Source organism: Streptomyces sp. NBC_00464, from assembly GCF_036013915.1.
Classification (GTDB): domain Bacteria; phylum Actinomycetota; class Actinomycetes; order Streptomycetales; family Streptomycetaceae; genus Streptomyces.
Genome location: NZ_CP107899.1, coordinates 7,276,484 through 7,295,341 on the forward strand (window position 1 = coordinate 7,276,484; position 18,858 = coordinate 7,295,341).

Annotated in this window: 13 protein-coding genes; 7 read left to right on the plus strand and 6 right to left on the minus strand. The window is 68.7% G+C overall.

The features are described from left to right. Positions 1-70: 70 nt before the first annotated feature. The 3 genes from OG912_RS32955 to OG912_RS32965 are packed head-to-tail and all read left to right on the plus strand — an operon-like array spanning position 71 to position 4,144. Positions 71-1,483, plus strand: coding sequence for a ParB/RepB/Spo0J family partition protein (locus OG912_RS32955; protein WP_327170618.1), 1,413 nt, complete (start codon positions 71-73; stop codon positions 1,481-1,483). Then, positions 1,483-3,315 carry a DEAD/DEAH box helicase gene (locus OG912_RS32960; protein WP_327170617.1) on the plus strand — a complete coding sequence of 611 codons (1,833 nt, stop codon included), beginning with the start codon at positions 1,483-1,485 and terminating at the stop codon, positions 3,313-3,315. Before OG912_RS32955 ends, OG912_RS32960 begins: the two co-directional genes overlap by 1 nt. After that, positions 3,299-4,144, plus strand: a complete 846-nt coding sequence (locus OG912_RS32965) for a protein NO VEIN domain-containing protein (RefSeq protein WP_327170616.1) — start codon at positions 3,299-3,301, stop codon at positions 4,142-4,144. Before OG912_RS32960 ends, OG912_RS32965 begins: the two co-directional genes overlap by 17 nt. A gap of 52 nt (positions 4,145-4,196) precedes the next feature. Here OG912_RS32965 and OG912_RS32970 read toward each other — a convergent pair whose 3' ends face one another. Further along, positions 4,197-6,209: a GmrSD restriction endonuclease domain-containing protein gene (locus OG912_RS32970; protein ID WP_327170615.1), complete on the minus strand. Its 2,013-nt coding sequence runs from the start codon at positions 6,207-6,209 to the stop codon at positions 4,197-4,199. Between the two features lie 149 nt (positions 6,210-6,358). Next, positions 6,359-6,853, minus strand: coding sequence for a very short patch repair endonuclease (locus OG912_RS32975; protein WP_327170614.1), 495 nt, complete (start codon positions 6,851-6,853; stop codon positions 6,359-6,361). 90 nt (positions 6,854-6,943) lie between these two features. Between OG912_RS32975 and OG912_RS32980 the strand changes: the two genes are divergently transcribed. Then, complete coding sequence (locus OG912_RS32980) at positions 6,944-7,135, plus strand: hypothetical protein (protein WP_327170613.1); 192 nt, start codon at positions 6,944-6,946, stop codon at positions 7,133-7,135. Positions 7,136-7,520: 385 nt separating this feature from the next. Here the strand turns inward: OG912_RS32980 and OG912_RS32985 are convergent, their stop codons facing one another. From OG912_RS32985 to OG912_RS33000, 4 genes are read right to left on the minus strand one after another with little or no spacing between them, the layout of a single operon-like run. Next, positions 7,521-8,864 carry an AAA family ATPase gene (locus OG912_RS32985; protein WP_327712475.1) on the minus strand — a complete coding sequence of 448 codons (1,344 nt, stop codon included), beginning with the start codon at positions 8,862-8,864 and terminating at the stop codon, positions 7,521-7,523. Further along, positions 8,861-10,372: a hypothetical protein gene (locus tag OG912_RS32990; protein ID WP_327712477.1), complete on the minus strand. Its 1,512-nt coding sequence runs from the start codon at positions 10,370-10,372 to the stop codon at positions 8,861-8,863. Before OG912_RS32990 ends, OG912_RS32985 begins: the two co-directional genes overlap by 4 nt. Next, positions 10,369-11,493 (minus strand): hypothetical protein, encoded by a 1,125-nt coding sequence (locus OG912_RS32995; protein ID WP_327170610.1) that lies wholly within the window; start codon positions 11,491-11,493, stop codon positions 10,369-10,371. Before OG912_RS32995 ends, OG912_RS32990 begins: the two co-directional genes overlap by 4 nt. A 53-nt stretch (positions 11,494-11,546) precedes the next feature. Beyond that, positions 11,547-12,446 (minus strand): hypothetical protein, encoded by a 900-nt coding sequence (locus tag OG912_RS33000; protein WP_327170609.1) that lies wholly within the window; start codon positions 12,444-12,446, stop codon positions 11,547-11,549. A 139-nt stretch (positions 12,447-12,585) separates the two neighbouring features. Here OG912_RS33000 and OG912_RS33005 point away from each other — a divergent pair, with 139 nt between their 5' ends. From OG912_RS33005 to OG912_RS33015, 3 genes are read left to right on the plus strand one after another with little or no spacing between them, the layout of a single operon-like run. After that, the gene (locus OG912_RS33005; protein WP_327170608.1) at positions 12,586-14,211 is read left to right on the plus strand and encodes a PD-(D/E)XK nuclease family protein; all 1,626 of its coding nucleotides are present in this window, start codon (positions 12,586-12,588) and stop codon (positions 14,209-14,211) included. Continuing rightward, complete coding sequence (locus tag OG912_RS33010; RefSeq protein ID WP_327170607.1) at positions 14,208-15,404, plus strand: restriction endonuclease-related protein; 1,197 nt, start codon at positions 14,208-14,210, stop codon at positions 15,402-15,404. Before OG912_RS33005 ends, OG912_RS33010 begins: the two co-directional genes overlap by 4 nt. Beyond that, positions 15,397-18,843 carry a signal recognition particle gene (locus tag OG912_RS33015; protein WP_327170606.1) on the plus strand — a complete coding sequence of 1,149 codons (3,447 nt, stop codon included), beginning with the start codon at positions 15,397-15,399 and terminating at the stop codon, positions 18,841-18,843. Before OG912_RS33010 ends, OG912_RS33015 begins: the two co-directional genes overlap by 8 nt. Positions 18,844-18,858 lie beyond the last annotated feature (15 nt).

Genomic DNA, 18,858 nt, shown 5'->3' on the forward strand with positions numbered 1-18,858 from the left:
TGTCAGTGGCTCCTGCCATTATTCCTGACGAGCGTGTACGGCTGCTTACCCACCTAGGAGAGGTCTGGCTATGGCTGTGAAGTTCGGTGTTCCGCCCGAGGGCGAGCGGATCCGGTCCATGGTCGAGGAGCGGCTGAAGCAGGCCATGGCCGAGGACAGCGCCAAGGTCACCGTGGAGTGGCGCGGTGAGCAGAAGCACCTGAGCGTGATCTCCATGCCGGTGGACCTCCTCTACTTCAACCCCGACACCCACCGCATCCGCGCGCAGCGCACGCTGGACCCCGAGCAGAACCGGGTGCTCGAAGAGGAGCCCTGGAGTGAGCCTGCGCAGGACTACCTCGCCCTCCTCCTCAGCCGGAACCCTGCGAATCCGACGCAGACGGACCCCGACTTCACTGCGCTGCAGGACGAGCTGGACGACTTCGGGCAGAAGGAGCCCGGCATCATCAGTCCCAACGGCATCCTCGTCGACGGGAACACCCGCTGCGCGGCCCTCCGCAAGATCGGGGTCAAGGACATCCGCGTGGGGGTCCTGCCTGCGGACACGTCGCGGCGGGATATCAACAACGTCGAGCTCGCCCTCCAGCTGCGGAAGGACAAGCGGCGCGAGTACTCCTACATCAACCGCCTGATCGCGATCGAGGAGGAGCTGGCCAACGGGCGGCGGCCGGAGGACGTGGCTCGGGACTTCAACATCAAGACCACGACGCTCCGCCAGGACCGGTGGGTCTACCAGCTGGTCAACGACGCCATCGACCGCAGCAAGGACCCCGCCAGTGGCGTCGGGCTGCGACTGGTCGACTTCGAGGACCACCAGGAGAAGCTCCGCGAACTGCAGCGCGACTACACCAAGCTCGCGAAGACGGACCCGGACGCAGCCGAGCAGCTGAAGGAGTCCCGGCTTGCGATGGTCGTCCTGAACTATCCAAAGACTTCGGTCCGCCTCGCTGAAGCCGACTTCCACAGTCGCTTCCTCGACGAGCGGCTGCCGGACGACCTCCGGCCTGCCGTGCAGGAGTCCGCCGCGGTGTCCATCCCCGGCCTGCCGGGCGTCGCGGTCCAGGACGGCACGGCGGTGGTGAAGGCGACGCGGGCCCTCACCGACGACCTGCTGAGGGCCAAGGCTGCGACCCTCGCCGGCGACAAGCTCACCCCCTCGGAAGTGACACAGGCCGCTGCGAAGATCAAGTCAGCCCGCGGCACGTTCGACGTCGCTGTGAAGATGGCCGGCCAGAACGCGCAACTGCAGAAGCGGAAGATCGCGGTGCCCGAGCGCCTGACGGACGCCGCCGACTACGTGAACCAGTGCGCGGCGGAGTTCGCCGAGGCGAAGGCGAAGCGCGCCCTCGACGAGGACTCGTTCGACGACGCTCTGCTCACCCTCCGGGCGAGCCTCGCGCGCCTGGCCAAGCAGGCGGGCCGCACGTTCAGCTCGCCGGGTGACGGCGTCGAGTGGCTGCTCAACGCCACCCGGGAGAGCTGATGGGACTGCCCGCCTCCGCGGCGAGCCTCGAGATCGGCTTCGGCGACAGCGTGGCGACGGCTCGCTTGAGGGCCGGCGCCGGGTGCGAGGCAGACCTGCGCCGTCTTGCCCTGCGCTTCCGCAGCAGCGTGCAGCGCTCTCCCGCGAGCATGGAAGTCGACCTCGACGACCTCCTGACGAACCTCGTGGCGCTTGCGGCATGGCCTGCGCAGTCCAGCGTCGCCTGGGACCCGCAACTGGCCGCGCTTGCGACGGACTCCGCAGCAGATGCCCAGACGGTGTCCGACCGCCTCGACCCGGCGGCCGGAGGAGCCAGGGAGGTGCAGGAGGACGAGGTTGCCGGCCTGCTCGGCCCTGGGTGGATTGCCGGCCTCACCTCCTTCCAGCGCCGTGACATCGCCAAGCTCCTCTCGCTGCGCCACGGGGCCAACTTCTCCGTTCCGGGGGCAGGCAAGACGCGCGTCGGTCTCGCTGTGTTCCAGGCGCTGCGCACGACCAAGGGCGTCGAGCGCCTGCTGATCGTCGGTCCGAAGTCCTGCTACGAGTCGTGGCAGTACGAGAACGCGCTGTGCCTCAGCGAGCCGCTGCGCATGGAGGTGCTGTCCCGGGAGGCCGATCCGGCAGCCGATGTGATCATCGTGAACTACGAGCGCCTCAGCCAGTCCGTCGAGGAGTTCGGCCAGTGGCTGAGCGCCCGTCCCTCCATGCTCCTCCTCGACGAGGCGCACCGGATGAAGCTCGGCGCCGAGGGGAAGTACGGGGCAGCCTGCCTCGCCCTCGGCCCGCGGGCCCGCCACCGGTTGATCCTGACCGGTACCCCGGCTCCCAACGGGGTCAAGGACATCGAGAACCTCTTCGGCTTCGTGTGGCCCGGGTACGGGCGCCAGAAGGTGACGCAGGCCGTGGCTGGCGGCGACCTCGCCAAGGCCAGCCAGGTGCTGCGCCCGCTGTTCACCCGCACGACCAAGCACGAACTGGGGCTGCCCCCGGTGACGACGACCCTCCGCACCCTTCCGATGCCCCCTCTGCACCAGGAGGTGTACGCAGCCCTCATCGGCCGGTTCTCAGCCCGGGCCGCCGGATCGGAAGGCGACTTCCAGGCCCTCGGCAAGATCATCGTCTACATGCTGATGGCGGCCACCAGCCCCGCCCTGCTCGCTGTCGGCACAACCCGCTACGAACCGCTGAACTACCAGGTCCCGCCCCTGGCCGTGCCCGAGGGCAGCCCGCTCTTCGACCTCATGCGGGACCTCCCCAGCTACGAGATGTCCCCGAAGTACCGCGAGGTCCTGGCCATCGTTGCGAAGAACGCGGCCCAGGGCCGCAAGACCCTGGTGTGGTCCACGTTCATCCGCAGCCTGAACACCCTCGAGAGAGTCCTCAGGGAGTTCCGGCCGGCCATGGTCCACGGAGGGACAGAAGACCGCGAAGCCGAGATCGAGCGCTTCCGGAAAGACCCCGACTGCATGGTGCTGCTGTCGAACCCGGCCACGCTCGGCGAGGGCATCAGCCTGCACCACGACTGCCACGACGCGGTCTACGTCGACCGCGACTTCGCGGCCGGGCGGTTCCTGCAGAGCCTCGACCGGATCCACCGCCTCGGACTCGCGCCCGAAGCAGAGACCCGCATCACCGTGCTCGCCTCCGAAGGGAGCATCGACGAGATCGTCGAGCAGCGGCTGAGCGACAAGCTGCTCTTCATGGGGCGCATCCTCGACGACCCCGCGGTCCAAGAGCTCGCCGACCTCGACGAGGAGCCGGCCGTCGGCGGCGGCCTCGACCAGAAGGACCTCCAAGCGCTGATGGGCCACCTCCGTGCCCGTCCCGCCTAGCCCAGTCCTGCGCGCCGCCCTGCGGTGGCTGGAACGGCTTCCGGCGTCCAGCCCAGCACGGTGCCGCGCACTGTTCACCAATCACGCCGACTACAGCGACCTCACCCCCACGCAGTACGAAGCGGCCTACACATGGCTCGGCGAGAACAGCCTGCTTGGAGACCCGGACAGCAGTGCCGCAGCGGGCGAGCGTGTCTTCCGTGCCGCCCTGGCCTCCAGTGGCGCGCCCTGGCTCCAGGACGCCGACATCCTCGTGCGTGGCCCGGACGAGCTCCCGGAGGACGCCCTGCGGGCCGCAGATGCCTTGGACATCTCTAAGAACGAGGCGTACGAGCAGGTCAGTGCAGTCTGGGGCAAGGTCGATACGGAGGCGCGGGCCCTCATCGGCAGCGCCGGCGAACTAGCCCTCGTCTCGCTCCTCACCGAGGCCACCGACGCCCGCGTCGAACACGTTGCGGCGTACTCCGACGGCTTCGGGTATGACATCGCCGTCCACGCGAGGCGGCACCCGCTGCACATCGAGGCGAAGAGCACGGTGCGGCGCGGAAGGCTGGCCTTCTACCTGTCCCGGCACGAGTACGAGACCATGCGCCGCGACCCGGCATGGCAGCTCGTGACCGTACAGCTCACGCAGGACCATGAGATCGCTGCGGTCGCGTCCGTTGCTGCCGAGTGGATCAGGGCCCAGGTTCCGCAGGACCGAGGGCCCTTCGGGCGATGGGAAGCATGCCGTTTGGACGTCTCGCCGGACGCGGTTGTCCCGGGCATCCCACAGCTGGCACCTCTGCTCCGACCGGGGGCGGCTGGGTTGCTGTTGAGCGGAACGTAGGCGGCTGAAGGGGGAGTGCTGCTGACAATAATCCCCCTTCAGCCACGGGTTCCTAGGCCCTTTGGACGCCGATGTCGGTCAAAAGGAACTCTTCGGTTTCCCCGATCCATGCCGGCGACTCCGCCTCGGGGCAGTCAGCCGCAGGCAACGCGTCCGAGAAGGCGTCTTTCAGAGCCAATCGCCAATGATCCACGGTGCCTCGGAGTTTGAAGGGACCGACTGGCAGGGTCACGCCGTCCTCATCGCCCCTAAGCGGCGCTGTCTCGCCCGCTACGGTGACATCGCTGTCGAGGCCACTGGCCGCTGCGTCGAGAGCGGCGTCCAGCTCAGCGGTGTCGATCCTGCCGACCCAGTGCTGCGTCCCTGCCTGCGCCTCCGCGAGCAGCAGGGTGCGACTCCCCGCTGCGAATCCTGTAAGCATGAGGGACCGCCGGGGGGTCTTCTCTGTCCGCAGGTCGCTGGCGACGCCCTTATCGATGAAGGCAGGGCGGAAGCGCTCGAGGAGTGCGGAGATCCTCTCTGCGAGAAGCGCTCGGCGGGCAACGAGGAAGTCCCGGAACCCGTCGGCTTCCAGAACCTTCGGGTCCGTCGGAACAGCGTGAGCCGCCAGGTCTTCGGCCTGCACTTCCCTGATGTATTCGGCGGGAGAGCGGTTGCCGATCATGTTCTTGGCCGTTTGGGGCGAGACGAAGACGATGTTTGCCAACTCGTTAATCTCCGCGGACGTGTACTTGTTCGCGTGGCTCCGCAGCTGCGCCGCCGGATGCAGGGTGCTGTACTGCAGCTTGTCGGTCCCCTCGGCAGTGATCGAGATCGGTCCGCCGGCCCACCAGTCCTCTGCGCCGGAATGGGCAGCTGCCAGGTAGGACAGCATGATGTACGGGCTTTGGATGTTGCGCCCCGAAAGATCGCGGGCGGTCACGCTGAAACCCTTCTCGTCCAAGCGCAGGTTGGCAAGGAGTGCACGCACCGGCTCGTCAGAGTCGAGGGCGTTGACGTCTTGAGTGAGGGCGCTGTCGGTTGCCCCGGCGTAGCGGTTGCTCCCGCTTGCGGCCAGGAACCAGTAGAGCAGGCCCTTCTCCACCTCTGGGTCGACAAATGCACCGGCAGCCAGTCGGCCGTAGAAGACGATCAGCGGGTGCAGGGGCGTGACGGACGAGGTGAGTGCCGTTGTCGGCACGAGCAACTGCTCACGGAGCAGCGGAACGACGCGCTCGAGTCCTCGGCGGACTTGTCCCCAGCCCTCCGCGACGGATGCTGGACTGGCTGTAGTCAGCCTGGAGACAGACGAGGTGCGCTTGCCTGAGATTGACAGGCTGAGCGTGATCGCCTTGATGAGGAAGTTGGCGTCGACTGCTCGGTAGCCGAGCTCCGCCCACCGGGCCGACTCCTTCTCGAGTTCTCCCAGGAATCCCGGCGAGCGGGCCGAGAGAGTTGCCATCGCCAGATCGGTTGTCTTCAGCGGGCGGCCGCCGCTGTTGACACGGACGAAGATCTGAGTGACCTCCTCGTAGCTGAAGCCGTGGAGGACCTCCATGTGGAAGTCGCGTTGCGAGATCGATTCGAGCGCCTTTAGGCGGCGTCCGATCTCAGAACCGTCGATGGACAGTCCAGCTGAGCGGAGCTGCATTTGGAGCGCAAACGGGTCAGCGTCGGGACCGACGACGTCATAGACCTTGATCCATTTCGGGCTCCTGAGCGTGGCGTTGCTCTGGTTCTGGAACGCCTCCGTCTCGATGTTGAAAACGATCTGCGCCGTGGCGTGATCGTTGAAGACGCGGTATAGGGAGGTGAGCCGTTGCTGCCCGTCGAGCAGGTAAAGCGGCATGACGCTGGGAAGTCCTTGCCCGGATCCGATTGCCGCGGTACGGGTCTCGGCTCCCTCGTCCGTCTTCCACAACAGGAGTGTTCCCGCCGGATATCCGAGGTACATCGACTCCACGAGCTTCGCGACCTGCGAGGCTCGCCAGACGTAGCCCCGCTGGATCTCCGGGAGCATGATCTCCCCGTCAGCGATCTGGCCGATGAGCGTCTTGATATCACGGTTGGTACGTTCGACTGCCATACGCTGGTGCCCCCACCCCTGCTGCTCCTGATCAGGCCGCGTTCGACCTGGGCTAGCGCAGTCCAACTGCGCTGGTCAATACGGTAGACGAGGTGGACAGGGCCCACACCCGGGCTGCCAAATCCGCATGCTGGTTACCGGGCTCGGTGCTACTCCTCCGGCTCGGCCCCCAGTGCCGCCGCGCCCCGGCGTGATCGGACCGCAGCGCAGACGATCGCGGAGCTCGCCTCAGCCGCATCGTGTTCCCAGAACCGGAGGACGAGCCACCCTGCTTCCTCGAGACGCGCATCCGTATCCCTGTCGCGCTGCACGTTCTTCCCGATCTTCTCCCGCCAGTAGTCGGGATTTGTCTTCGGCGGCACGAAGTGCTCCGGGCATCCGTGCCAGAAGCAGCCGTCGACGAAGACCGCGACGCGGGTCGGACGGAAAACGAGATCCGCTGTACGGCGCATCTTAGGGAGCGGCTTGGCGGCAACCCGGTAGCGGAGGCCAGCCGCATGGACGAGGGAGCGGAGCGCACGCTCCGGGGAGGTGTCCCGGTTCCGGTTCCCAAGCATGCTGCGGCGATTCGCAGCAGAAGATGCCCAGGATCCGTCCGGTGGAGACCATCCGCCAGTGACTGGCTCAGGAGGCAGTTTGTTCATTAGCTCCCAAGTGTGTCCGATTCGGCTCGAACCCGCGGGGCTCTAAAGCAGGCAACACCCGCGCTCCGAGCTCTGTGGAAGACTGCCGCCATGCTGCGCGAACCGACTGAACTGAAGATCGGCGAAGACGGCCGACTCGAGCTCCCCATGGGAGTCCTCGTCGAAGCCGGCCTGATCCCCGGAGCCCGCATCGTCGCGTACAGCGTCGGCGACGGCCGGATTGTGCTCCGCAGGGCCGACGACGCGATGACCGAGTTGATGACCACTGGCTCCCTAACCTGACTTCCCGGGCTTGCAGTCAGCGATCAGCGGCCCACAGCTCGACCAGGCCTCGCACAAGGAATGGATCACTGCCATCGCTCTCATCGACTTCGGCTGAGGGTGACACGAGTCGGCGCCCGCCGGAGCTCGCGCGCGTGTGGCGATCGCCTAACCGGAGTCGATCAACCCGGACTGAGACGGACGCAGCGAGATCAATACGGATAGAGACGTCCCCGGTTTGAGCTGGCACCTGCAGCCGAATTCGCACAAGGCGGTGCTGGCAGCTTGGGAGCGCCCTCGGAGGTTCCGCTGACCTTCACAGCGTAGACAGCTAGCAAGGCCCACTGGGGTGCGTCGGATGTGCGCTGCGCCCTACGTACAGGGCGAGCTGAAGAGCGGCCTACAGCTATGGACGAGCTTGGTTCTCCAGGTAGTCCATGACGACTTGGTGCGCCCGCCACCCGTCCGGGAACTTCGGTGGTACGTCGAGATAGACCGGGCTGCTGCGGGGATGCCGGTCGAGGAGGTCGGTGATGCCGGCGCGGGCCACGATGATGCAGGCGAAGCGGTGGCGGGAGAGCAGGACGCACAGGCGACCGGTCTCCAGATGGAAGGCGGAGGCATCCTGACGGCCGGAGAGCGGGTGCCAGACCAGTGTGACGTCGAACTCGCGGCCCTGGAGTCGGTTGGCGGTGTCCACGGTGATGCCCGTGAGACCCCGCTTCTCCAGTCGCGACCGTACCGAGTCCGCCTGGATCGTGCGGGCGGCGCCGATCGCGATGCGGGACTCGGTGAGCGGCTCTCCGTTCACCAGCGCCCCTCGCTCCAGCAACCGGGCCGCCGTTTCTGCCAGGGCTTCGGCCACCTCGGGGTCATCGTCGAGAGTATGCCGAGCCGGAAGCTCCAGCAGACCCCAGCCCGACCCGGCCGCGCAGGCGAGGACGGCGTCCGACGGTGTTGCGCGGTGAGGTGTGGTGCCGTAGGTAAGGACGCGGTCAGCCGCCTTGGTACCGGAGGTGAAGGAGTAGAAGGGATAGAACGCCTTCTGCACGAGAGGGGCTGCCATCTCCGGCAGCCGCCAGGAGACCGGGAGCTCGTGTCGCAGCAGGTCGGAGTTGTGCGCCAGCGCCACGTCGACGGCGTTGCGCAGCGGGTCCCAGGTCAGTCCCTGCCAGCGGTCGGTGGCCACTGTGGCGAAGGGGTCAAGCTGCCCGGGATCGCCGACGAAGAGGACTTGTGAATCCTTCTCGGAGAACAGCGGTGCCGTCGCCAGCAGCGCGTCCGACCGCATCTGGTAGGCCTCGTCCACAATGGCCCAGCGCCATGGAGCACACTTCTCAGGTTTGACGTACGACCACTTTTTGGCGGTGGAGACCACGACCGCCAGCTCGCGGAGGGCGTCTGCCTCGTTACTGCCTCGTACATTCGCATGGCGGCTCACGCGCTCGGGAAGACGGAAGCCGTTCGCGTGCAGGCGCCCGAGTGGAAGAGCAGGGTACTCCCGGGCGATGTTGTCGACCAGGTCGTCGACCTGTTCGTTGGTCTGCGCGACGATCATCACCTGGTGGCCGGCCGATGTCAGGTGGCCGGTGGCGCGCTTGACCAGCGTGGACTTTCCCGCGCCCGGTGGAGAGTCCACCACGATGCCGCGTCCGGTGACCGAGTCCAGGCCGGACAGCACGTCGGCGACCGCCCGGTCGGCGCGGGCACCGGGTGACGTGCCGCTGTCGGGTTCCGGAGTGGCTGTCATTCCCAGACCTCTTCCGCGTCCTCGTCGGTGGGTTCGTACGGCTGTGGCGGACCGCCGTGGGTCCAGGGGGTGTCCTCCTCAGCCGGGAGCGAGGACGGCATGTTCTTGGGATCGATCGACGTGAAGGTGATCGTCTCGCCGATGTCGGCCATGGTCCCCTCAGGCGCGGGCGGCTTGCGCTTGTTGCCGAAGCCACCGTTCAGCTGGATCAGCGCGGCGGACCCGGCTCCGTCGGGGGCGACGTCTAGGATCTCGGCCTTCTGCCTCGGTCTTGCCGGGGACTTGATCGCCGTCCCCACCGCCATGGACACGGGAATTTCGCAGTGCACGGTGATCGTCGGGCGCCACAGCGGGGATCCAGGCCGCGCCCCGGGGATAGTGCGCTCTTCCTCCCGGGCTGTGACCACGCCCGTGAACGCTTCGCCCGTCAGTTCGTACTCCGCCATCACCAGTGGATCGTCATATGCGCGCTCGGCGTCGTACCGCTCCTGGGCCTCCTCCATACGGGCGAGGCGGCGGGCTGCCCCCACCGCGTGGTCGCGGCGGGCCTGTGGGCGCCCGTCGTCGTCCAGATAGGTCGCGTACTCGCCGAACAGACGCCGGTCGTATGCCCGCCGTTCGGCGACGTGGCCCCCAGCGGGAAGCTCGCGCAACAGGCGGACGCCGTGCCACATCAGCTGCCAGGTCGGCAGCATCTGGGCGTGCAGCTCGCGGTCGATGGTGCGAGCGGCGGCGTCCCGCGCCCGCTCTCCGGTTGCGCCGTCGTACTTCGTGATCAGTTCGTCGAGCGTGCGGTCGAAGACAGGGTCGGTCGCCGGGCCGGCGGGCGGCCACGCCGCGGGGTCTTCGCGCTCCCGGGCGGTCTCGGCCCCGGTGAGCCCGGCGGGGGGATCGATCCAGCCGAGCAAGGACGCCAGGTTCGCGTTCTCGGTGGGGCTCTGCCCGGTGGCCCAGTGGGCAGAGAGGGACCTACTCATGGCCTGGAGCAGGGCGGAATCCGGGAACTCGGCCCGGTCGGCGAACCAGGTCAGCCACTTTCCGAGCAGGGGTACGGACGGAGAGAGGGCATGCGGACCATCCGTCGCGCGCAACCGAGTCAGACGGCCCAGCAGCCGGACGTACGTGATCCCCCCAGCGTTCGGGACGAGGAGTTGGGGTGCGCGCAGGGGCCGCTCCCGCTCCTCCTTGTCCTTGCCGCGCCCGACCGTGTACGACTCCTTCGGCGCGGCGCGGCATTCCTCGAAGTAGGGCAGGAGGAGGTCCGCGAGGCTCTCGACGAAGCCGAAGCGCTCGGTTCGGTCGTGGGGGCGGCGAACAGTCAGAAGCACCGGGTGGTCGGGATCCGTCCCGGCGAGAGCGGCGAGTGGCGCGCAGGCCTCGCCGGCGAGGGCGAGCGGGATGAGGATGAACGGGGTGTCGTCCACATGCTCGTGGCGCACGGTCGTCAGCCGCTCGGCGTATTCCGACGTGGATGCCCGCAGGGCGGCCACCGTGGCGATGACGCTCACGCGGTCGCACCTCCACGCAGTCGACGGAGTCGTTCGGCGGCCCGCAGCCGGATGATGACCGCCTCCTCGGCGGGGCCCGGGGCGCTGGTGCCGTCGAGGTGGCGGAGGGCGGTCCGGGTGGAGTCGATGCCGGGAAGACTGTTGCGTACCACTCCACCCAGCCGGGCCGGGGAGGCGCAGTCAGTGGCCTCGTCCCGGCAGTAGCGGGACATCTCGCAGAACGAGAGGCAGTCGGGGGTGAAGCTGGCGTCCAGCTCCCGCATCGTGGCGTCGATCTCGGCCTTCGGTCGTTCGGTGTCGAGCGTCGCGTCGGGAGAGAGGGCGTGGGCCAGGTCTGCGGCCCGGCGCAGACGCGATAACTGGAACCGCAGGGCGTCGAGTTCCTGGCGGAGGTCGATCAGCTTTCCGTAGGGCCGGTTGGAGAAGTCCTTAGGGCAGATGAGAAGGAACCTGTGGGCGATCGCCTTGGGATCGAGGCCGAGTTCGGTGAAGGTCTGCCGCAGGGCGAGGACGCTGACCGCGGCCTGTTTCGTGGTCTGGGCAACCGCCGAGGGGTTCGCCTGGCCGTCGATGGCCGGGAAGGAGCGGATCTCCACCACGTAGAACTGTCCGCCGGTGCGGTGGCTGAGGGCTTGCGGTATCACGTGGGCGGTCTGACCGGCGACCTCCAGGGACAGGACGGGGCGGTCCAGGATCAGCCGCTCGTCGGCGCCGGCCGCCAGGCGGTTCAGAAGCCGCCGACTCTCGCCCGCCCGCACCGCGAGCGAAGCGTCGCCGCCCACCTCGGTCAGATCGGCTACCGCGGCTTCCTCGACGCGGACGTCGAGTTGCTCCCGGAGCAGGCGGATGAGCTCCGCGTAGCCGCCCCATTTGACCAGGGCCTCGAAGCTCTGCTCGCGCCGGATCGCGAAGGGGGACTGGCCGAAACGCGGCTCATGGCCCAGGCGTTGGGCGAGCAACGCCTTGTCCACGCCTGCTGCGTCGAGTACGGCGCGGCGGGAGCAGGCCGGGTTGGCCGTGAGGGCGGTGATCTTGCGTGCCGTGTACTCCTGCGGGGGTCGCGGTCCGCGCAGGACGGCGAGCCTTCCCGGAGAGGGGGCAGAGGGGTGCTGCGGAGGCATCTTCTCTTCTTACGCGGAATTCTGTGGCGGCACCGGAGGAATCCGGTAGTCGGTCAGGTGGTGAAGCCGACTGAACCACGCAGGGCATCGTGCAGGGGCGGGGCCCCGAAGAGCTGCTGTACTTCTGTGAGTTGGCCGCGTGCGCGGTCGGCGGTCGTGCGACGCAGGGAGTAGTCCGCCGCCTGGTGCACTGCGGCCTCCGTGCGTGCTGCGGAGATCACGCGTTCGGGGTCGATTTCCTCGTCGTCGTACGCACCGGGGATGTTGAGCGCGAAACGGCGCAGCAGTTGGCGGGCCGCGCCGGAGGGTGCGTGTCCGGCGACGTCGAGTCGCAGGATCTGCTCGGCGGTGCCGATGGCGTGGACAAGGAAGTCGGCACGCGGGCTCAGCGGGCCGACGATGCGCTGCTCCAGGGGCCAGACGGATACGGCGAGGAGACCGCGGGCGGGTGTGAGCCGGTCGTGGGTGAGGGCGGCACAGATGTAGTAGGGGCGGGCGTAGCCCTGCGCGGTGAAGGACCTTTCCTCGTCTCGGCGGAGGGAGGCAAGTTTCGTCGCGACCAGCGGCTCGGTGAAGAAGGCCTGGTATACGGATGAGATCAGCTTGGGCGACGCGGGAGCGCCGAGCAGGGTGAGCGCCTGGTGCACCTGCTCGCGGACCGGGACGGCGCCGTGGGTGGACTGCTTCCCATGGGCCTGGAGCCGGAACGAGGATGCGGTCCCGGCGGTGGTGGCAGGTGCCGGGGTTCCGGCGGGTGAGGAAGGGGCCGCGGCAGGTGGCGAGGCCCCCTCTGCCTCCTCGGCGTCGAGGGCTCGCTCCCACGCGGCCTCCGCCTCGCGCAGTTCGGTGCGGATGCGGGTGGTGGCCGCGTTGTCGCGGGCGCGTCGAGCCTCGCGCAGGAGGGCGCGCAGGCGCGACAGGCGTTCCTCGAGCTCCTCCAGCGATGCGGTCATGGGTGCACTGTACCGTCGATCCCTTTGATTTCCAAGGTTATCCAAAGAGTTCCAAAGTTGTGCGCTACGCTCGGCGGCACGGCCTCGGGGTTCACGACGGCCGGCCTGACTCCGTGCTTCGGCCGGGAGGGGGAACGACATGACGTACGACGTGCCGTGGCGTGTGCCGCAGTGGATGACGGGGGACGAGGGGCCGGTCCGGATTGGGCCGGGCACAGGAGGGGGAGCGGACGAGCTGCACGTCTGCCCGGCCCGCGACGCGGCGAAGGCCCGGCCAGGACTTCGGGCGCGGGTGCCGTCTCAGCTTCCCCGGGAAGAGCACGAGACCTTCACGCTCGGCCCCGTGTGCGCAGCGCTGGACCAGATTGAGTTCGGCGGCGCCACGGTGGGCGAGGCGCTCGGAGCCCTGTCCGGCCACCAGCCTGCTCTGCACGAGGGGCACCGGACCTACGTGGAGCACGCGGTGCGGCAGTACACGAGCCAGGGGCCGGACGCCTTCGTGCCCGTCCAGCCGTACTGGGCGGTGCGCAAGGACAATGGCCGGCGCTGGGAGCTCTACGCATGGTGGCGCCGCTACCAGTCGGCCGACGGCAAGGTGCGTGAGTACCGGCGACTCAGACACGGGGACGCCCGTGCGTCGAGCCGGGGTGAGATCGCGGTCGCCGCGTACACCGCGGCGTTCGGAGCCGACGCGGCGTGGCCGCGCCGCTGGAACCAGGAGTTCGTGATCCACGGCTCTCCCGGGCCCGTCGCGAGGGTCAGGATAATCGAGATCGGCCTGGGCGACGGATCGCGGACCGTTCAGTTCGACGGAACTGCGGAGGAGGCCAAGGCGTACTACGAGGCCCACGGCGGCCCCCACGTGAGGAATGTGGTCAGGGGCGGTCCGGAGCGCCCCGGGGCGGCCTGCTTCGACTGCAAGCAGTTCACCGGGTGTGAGGCGGTGTCCCGGTCTCCGGGGGTACTGGCACTGCCCTCCCGCCGGTTACCGCTGCGGAAGGTGTCCATCAGCGACCTCAGGTACCACGCCGCCTGCCCGGCGCAGTCCCTGCTGCGCTCTCTGCACCTGCCGAAAACCGGCGAGTACAGCGACGCGGCCAAGCTCGGCCAGGCCGTGCACGGTTGGGTCGAGACGCTCCACCGCCGCACCGGCCCCACTCCCTGCACGCGCGGCGACATGCCCCCGCCGGGGGAGAACTGGACCGCCGGCCGGTGGAGGGTCCCGGACGAGGAGGCGGAGACGGGCCGCGCCATGCTCCTGCAGCATGTGGACTCGTGCCCCTTCCAGCTTCCCGAGGCCATCGAGCGGGTCGAATGCGAACCGACCCGGGTGTTTCACGACACGGCGGCCCAGGCGCTGGTCGTGGCCAAACCCGACCTGCTCTACAGGGAGGACGGTTCCTGGGTATGGCGGGAACTCAAGACCACCCGCACTCCTGCTCGCATCGGCAAGGATCCGCTGGACGCTTATCCGCAGCTCGCCCTGGCCGTCGTCCTGCTTGCCCAGGGGGAGCTGGGCGGTGACCCCTCCGGATCGAGGGTGGAACTGGAGGTCCTCCGTCCCGATGGATCCGACCCCCACGTCATCGACCCGATGGACGCGGAGCGCCTGGCCAAGGCGCGAGCGGTGCTCCGACGGTACGCCGGCCCCTGGCGCGAGGACCGTGCGTGGGAGGCACGGCCGGGCGGGCACTGCCACCAGTGCCCGGTCTCGCGGTGGTGCCCGAGCGCCCAAGCCCCTGCCGACGCGGAGGAGAAGGCATGAGCACCCAGACCCCACCGAACTCCGGGGCAGCCCGATCCGGCCTGGTCTCCCGACCGTCCGCGGGCTCGGACGAACCCCTGCTCGGGGAGATCGCCAGTGCGCTGGTCCGTCTGTCCCGGCAGCGCGGCGTGCCCCACCCGATCTATCCGGCCCAGGTCCAGAACGCCTACAACCGACTCGTCCTGCACTGCCTGCGACACGGAGTCGAACCGCCGGGCAGCATTCCCGAGATGGTCCGCTGGGCCTGTGAACGACCCCTGACGCGATGGCCGCTGGACCTGCCTCCCGAAGCCCGTGGGGCCGCCGGCACGCTCGTGGATCCCCAGACGAGACTGCCGCACCAGCTCTGCCTCGAGTGGGAGGTGGATGTGGCGGACCCCGCCGCAGAGATCTTCGAGAACCAGCGCATGCTGGAGGCACTCACCGTATGCCGGGCAGCAGGCGATCCTGCGGCGTACACCGCCTTCCGGTCCCTGCTGACCACCCGGCCCGTACTCACCGGCGCGGAGCTCGCCCTGCTCGGTGGGGACCCGGAGTGCGGACTCCTGCTCCACCACGTCATCAGACAGTGCTACGAACCCGTCCCTGCGACCTATCGACGCGACGGCGGGTACCAGCAGTGCGGACGCTGCCGCTGCCTGATGGTGCCACTGCCCGGCGGAGGTCACCGCTGCGAGCTGGACCGCTGCCGCCGTGACGCCACCGCCGCTGTCCCCGTTCCGGTACGTCCCGACCGCAGCGGGCTCCACCAGCTCAGCCGTCCCCTGCGGATGTTCGTCACCAGTCCGGGCCTGGCAGAGAACGACATCGGGGCAATCCTCAAGAGACGCTTCGGCATCGACGCCGAGATGTGGCCCCAGTTCGACGCGTACGACTTGCGCGTCCCGCTGCCCGGAGGCCGGTACTGGGCCGTGGACGTCAAGGACCGGGTGAACCCGGTTTTGCTCGCACGCACACTCACCCGCTTCCGGGCCGATCCGCCCTTCGACCGGGCCTTCCTGGTCGTGCCCCGCTATCGATTCCGCGAGAACGAGGCGTACGGACGACAGTTCCGCCGAAATCTTCCCGAAGATCTGGCAGGGAACATCACCCTGCTCGACGATCGGACCTTCCTGCGTCTCGTGGCCGAACAGATCGCCGACCGGACGGAAGCCGCCGGATCCCCTCGCCGCCAAGGAGACCACCATGCGTGATCGCAGCAGCTGGCACCGTCGTTGCTCCCGCCAGCTCACCGATGTATGGCCGGATGACCTCGGTGCGTTCCGGGTCGCCGATCTCCTCGACGTCGAACTGGGCCTCTACCTGCTCCAGAGAGTGGCGCCCACGCGCGCCGCGCTCGACGTGTGGCCCCTCCTCGGCGGATACCCCCACAGCGAAGCGCTCGGAGACGTCCGCTCCGACGAACAGCGGCTGCGCATCCTGCGCGCCCGCCACCACCTGTGGGTCCTCAGACGCGGACACGCTTGGTCTGAGGCGCTGGAGGCGTACCTACGCGTGCCGCAGCAGCTGCGCGGATACGACCTCGAAAGCGTCGACGCGGTCCCGCGTCGACGCGTACCCGCCCGGGCAGCGCGTCGTTTCGAGGTGTTCGAAGAGCTGCTCACCTCAGGACCCGAGTTCGCGACCCGCCGTGTTCCGCTCGCTGGATCGGGCGAACACACCTTCCGGGCCCAGGACCGGCTCCACTCGGTCGAGATTACCGACGACCTGCTGCTCGGCGCCCTCCCCAGGTCGCACGCCCTCGACGCGGCACCCGCTGGGCGCGGGGAACCCGTAGACGTGACCTGGGAAGAACTCGAGTCGGCGGCCGCAGCCATGGACGCGAAGGAGGAGGTCATCGGCGGCTCCCGAAGCGGATGGCGCGGTCGACTGAGCCGTGTCCGGTTACTCGTCCGGGACGAGGCCCTCGGCCGGTTCACGCGTGGCGAGCGCCTCAGGATCGACCAGCTGCTCCACATGGTCGGCATGGTCGGTGCGGGCAAGTCGACCCTCCGCGACATCCTTACCTATCACCTGGTCACCCGGACGTCGCGCCGTGTCACCCTGGTCGTCGGCGACGTCGCCGAAACTCTGGCCGTCGTTGAGCTGTTCAAGCGGCTCGGGGTAGCAGCGGCACCCATCCTCGGCCACTCCACGCGAGAGCGGAACATCGGACGCCTGCACCGCCGCACCGCGGTGGCGGGCGCCGACACCATGCTGGGACACGACCACCCCGGCTTCGCATACCTGAGCAGTGCCTGCCCCGTGGACGTGCTGCGCGGCATGGAGGCACGCAGGCCCCTCGGCATCAGGGAAGCCCCGTGCCTCGGGCTGTACCCGGCTGTGGACCAGGAAGAGACCCCAGACGATCCACTGGTCGAAGCGGAGAACCCGGCCGGCCGAAGGCCGCGCCCCAAGCCTCAGCGGAAGCTGTGCCCGTTGTGGAACCGCTGTCCGAGACATCGCGGCGCCCGGGACCTCGTCGATGCCCGCGTCTGGGTTGCGACCCCCGCCGGGCTGGTGCACAGCTCCGTGCCACAGCACCAGCACGACGAGCAGATCCGTTACCTGGAACTCGCCTGCCGACTCAGCGACCTGATCATCGTCGATGAGGCGGACCGCGTGCAGATGCAGCTCGACACCGTGTTCGCCCCGGCCAGCACCCTCGTCGGCACCTACCCGAACTCATGGTTCGACGAGGTCGCAGTCCACAAGTTCCAGCAGATGGCCCGAGACGGGCGACTCCAGCTGTCCGAACGCGACGTCGACGACTGGACGAACGCCGTCAACACCGTGAGTGCCGCCACCGACCGGCTCTATTCGCTCCTGGTCAAGGACGGGGAGCTGCGGCAGTGGATCAGCGTCGACTACTTCAGCGCGTTCACCCTGCACAACCTGCTGATCGACAGCTGGTTCCCCGGGCGGGACGCGGGCGACCAACCACCGCCCGCGGCATGGCTGCTGGACGAGGCGTTGCTGCGTTTCCGGGACGACCCCCTGCACGAGCACGAGAGCACTGATGACGGCGACCAGGTGACCCCCCTGGTCAACACCTTCGTCCACCTGGCCCTTGAGCTGCTCCACGCCCCCCAGGGCGCCCGCACCCGGGAACGGCTCCGCTCCACCCTCACTGCCGTTGTGGGCCACGACTCCGGAGTCCTCGACCGGATCGACGTACAGGCCCGACGCTTCGAGTTCACCCTGCTCCTCGCCGCGCTCCACAGCAGACTCGACTTCATGACCATCCTGTGGCCGCGCGTCGAGGCCGCACTCCACCTGGAGAACGCGTCGAACGTCCTCTCCCGCAGACCTCCGAAGGACTACGAGGCGGTCATCCCCGAATCACCGATGGGTAACGTCCTCGGCTTCCAGTTTCGTCTGACGGACTCGGAGCGCGACGGCGACCGCAGCGGTGAGCTGCGCTTCTTCCACTGCAACGGTGTGGGGCGCGAACTCCTCATGCGAATGGGCGACCTGTGCCGGGTGGACAGCCGACCCGCCCCCCACGTTCTGCTCATGTCCGCGACCAGCTGGGCCGGCACCTCCAGCCGGTACCACCTGCACGCCGATGTGGGAGCCATGCTTCGCCCGCGGGACGAGGAGGTCGAGGCCGTCCTCGGCACGGAGTTCCGCAAGGAGTTCCTCCACTGGCCGGGCAGCGAAGGGCCGCGGCCCCTGCGGCTATCGGGCTGCCCCCCGAAGGAGCGGCCCCAGGCGCTCGTCGAGATGCTCCGGCAGCTCGCGGTTCCTGACCGCAGCCTGCCCGGCGCATCGAGCATGTTCGACACCGAGCTGGACGAGATCCCCGACCAGGACCGGCGCCGCATCCTGCTCCTCGTCGGCAGCTACGACGAGGCGCGGCGCGCGGCCGACTACCTGAATGGGATCCCCGAGTGGAACGGCCGTGTCGTCCAGCTCGTCTCGGACGACGCGGACGCCGACACCGCCTGGGCCCGGCTGCCGGAGGACCCCGCGGTGCGCACCCTCACCCGAGGCGACGTGCATTCCTTCGCGAAGACCGGCGGCGAACTCCTCGTCGCGCCGCTGCTCGCGGTGGAACGAGGGCACAACATCGTGCTGAGCACGGGCAAGGCGGCGATCGGCAGCGTCTACTTCCTCGCCCGGCCCCACCCGCGGCCCGACGACATCGCCCTCGCCATCCAATCGATCAACGATTGGGCGGTACGCCAGCTCCGGGACACCGGAAGGGTCTTCACACAGGCGACGCTCGCGGCTGCCACGCCGCACCAGGCCGCCATGGGGTTCCGTAGTCGCGCCCGCCGCCAGTGGAACCGGTACCTCACCCGCCGAATGGCCTGGTCCAGCCTCCGGGACGACGAGAAGGTCGCCTTCACCTGGGACCAGCTGGTCGTGATGTGGCAGGTGATCGGCCGCCTCGTACGCGGTGGTGTGCCTGCCAGGGTGGCCTTCGTGGACGCCGCCTTCTCACCCCGCGAGGCGGGATTCGAGGCTGTAGACACCCCGGACACCAGCCTGCTGGCGAGCATGCGCGCCGTGCTGGCCCCCTACTTCGACGAGCCCGGCATCGTCGCTCAAGGTGCCGAAGCTCCGCCGGAACCTTCTCCGATCGACAAGTCGCTCGTCCGCGAACTGTACGAGCCGCTCTACCGCGCCCTCGTCGACATGGGCTGAGACCGCGGCTGCCCG

Excerpts from the sequence above, each read along its gene's own strand:
- OG912_RS33000 (WP_327170609.1), bottom strand. The coding sequence starts at position 12,446 with ATGACCGCATCGCTGGAGGAGCTCGAGGAACGCCTGTCGCGCCTGCGC.
- OG912_RS33015 (WP_327170606.1), top strand. The coding sequence starts at position 15,397 with ATGCGTGATCGCAGCAGCTGGCACCGTCGTTGCTCCCGCCAGCTCACC.
- OG912_RS33010 (WP_327170607.1), top strand. The coding sequence starts at position 14,208 with ATGAGCACCCAGACCCCACCGAACTCCGGGGCAGCCCGATCCGGCCTG.
- OG912_RS33005 (WP_327170608.1), top strand. The coding sequence starts at position 12,586 with ATGACGTACGACGTGCCGTGGCGTGTGCCGCAGTGGATGACGGGGGAC.
- OG912_RS32980 (WP_327170613.1), top strand. The coding sequence starts at position 6,944 with ATGCTGCGCGAACCGACTGAACTGAAGATCGGCGAAGACGGCCGACTC.
- OG912_RS32960 (WP_327170617.1), top strand. The coding sequence starts at position 1,483 with ATGGGACTGCCCGCCTCCGCGGCGAGCCTCGAGATCGGCTTCGGCGAC.
- OG912_RS32955 (WP_327170618.1), top strand. The coding sequence starts at position 71 with ATGGCTGTGAAGTTCGGTGTTCCGCCCGAGGGCGAGCGGATCCGGTCC.
- OG912_RS32985 (WP_327712475.1), bottom strand. The coding sequence starts at position 8,864 with ATGACAGCCACTCCGGAACCCGACAGCGGCACGTCACCCGGTGCCCGC.
- OG912_RS32970 (WP_327170615.1), bottom strand. The coding sequence starts at position 6,209 with ATGGCAGTCGAACGTACCAACCGTGATATCAAGACGCTCATCGGCCAG.
- OG912_RS32975 (WP_327170614.1), bottom strand. The coding sequence starts at position 6,853 with ATGAACAAACTGCCTCCTGAGCCAGTCACTGGCGGATGGTCTCCACCG.
- OG912_RS32995 (WP_327170610.1), bottom strand. The coding sequence starts at position 11,493 with ATGCCTCCGCAGCACCCCTCTGCCCCCTCTCCGGGAAGGCTCGCCGTC.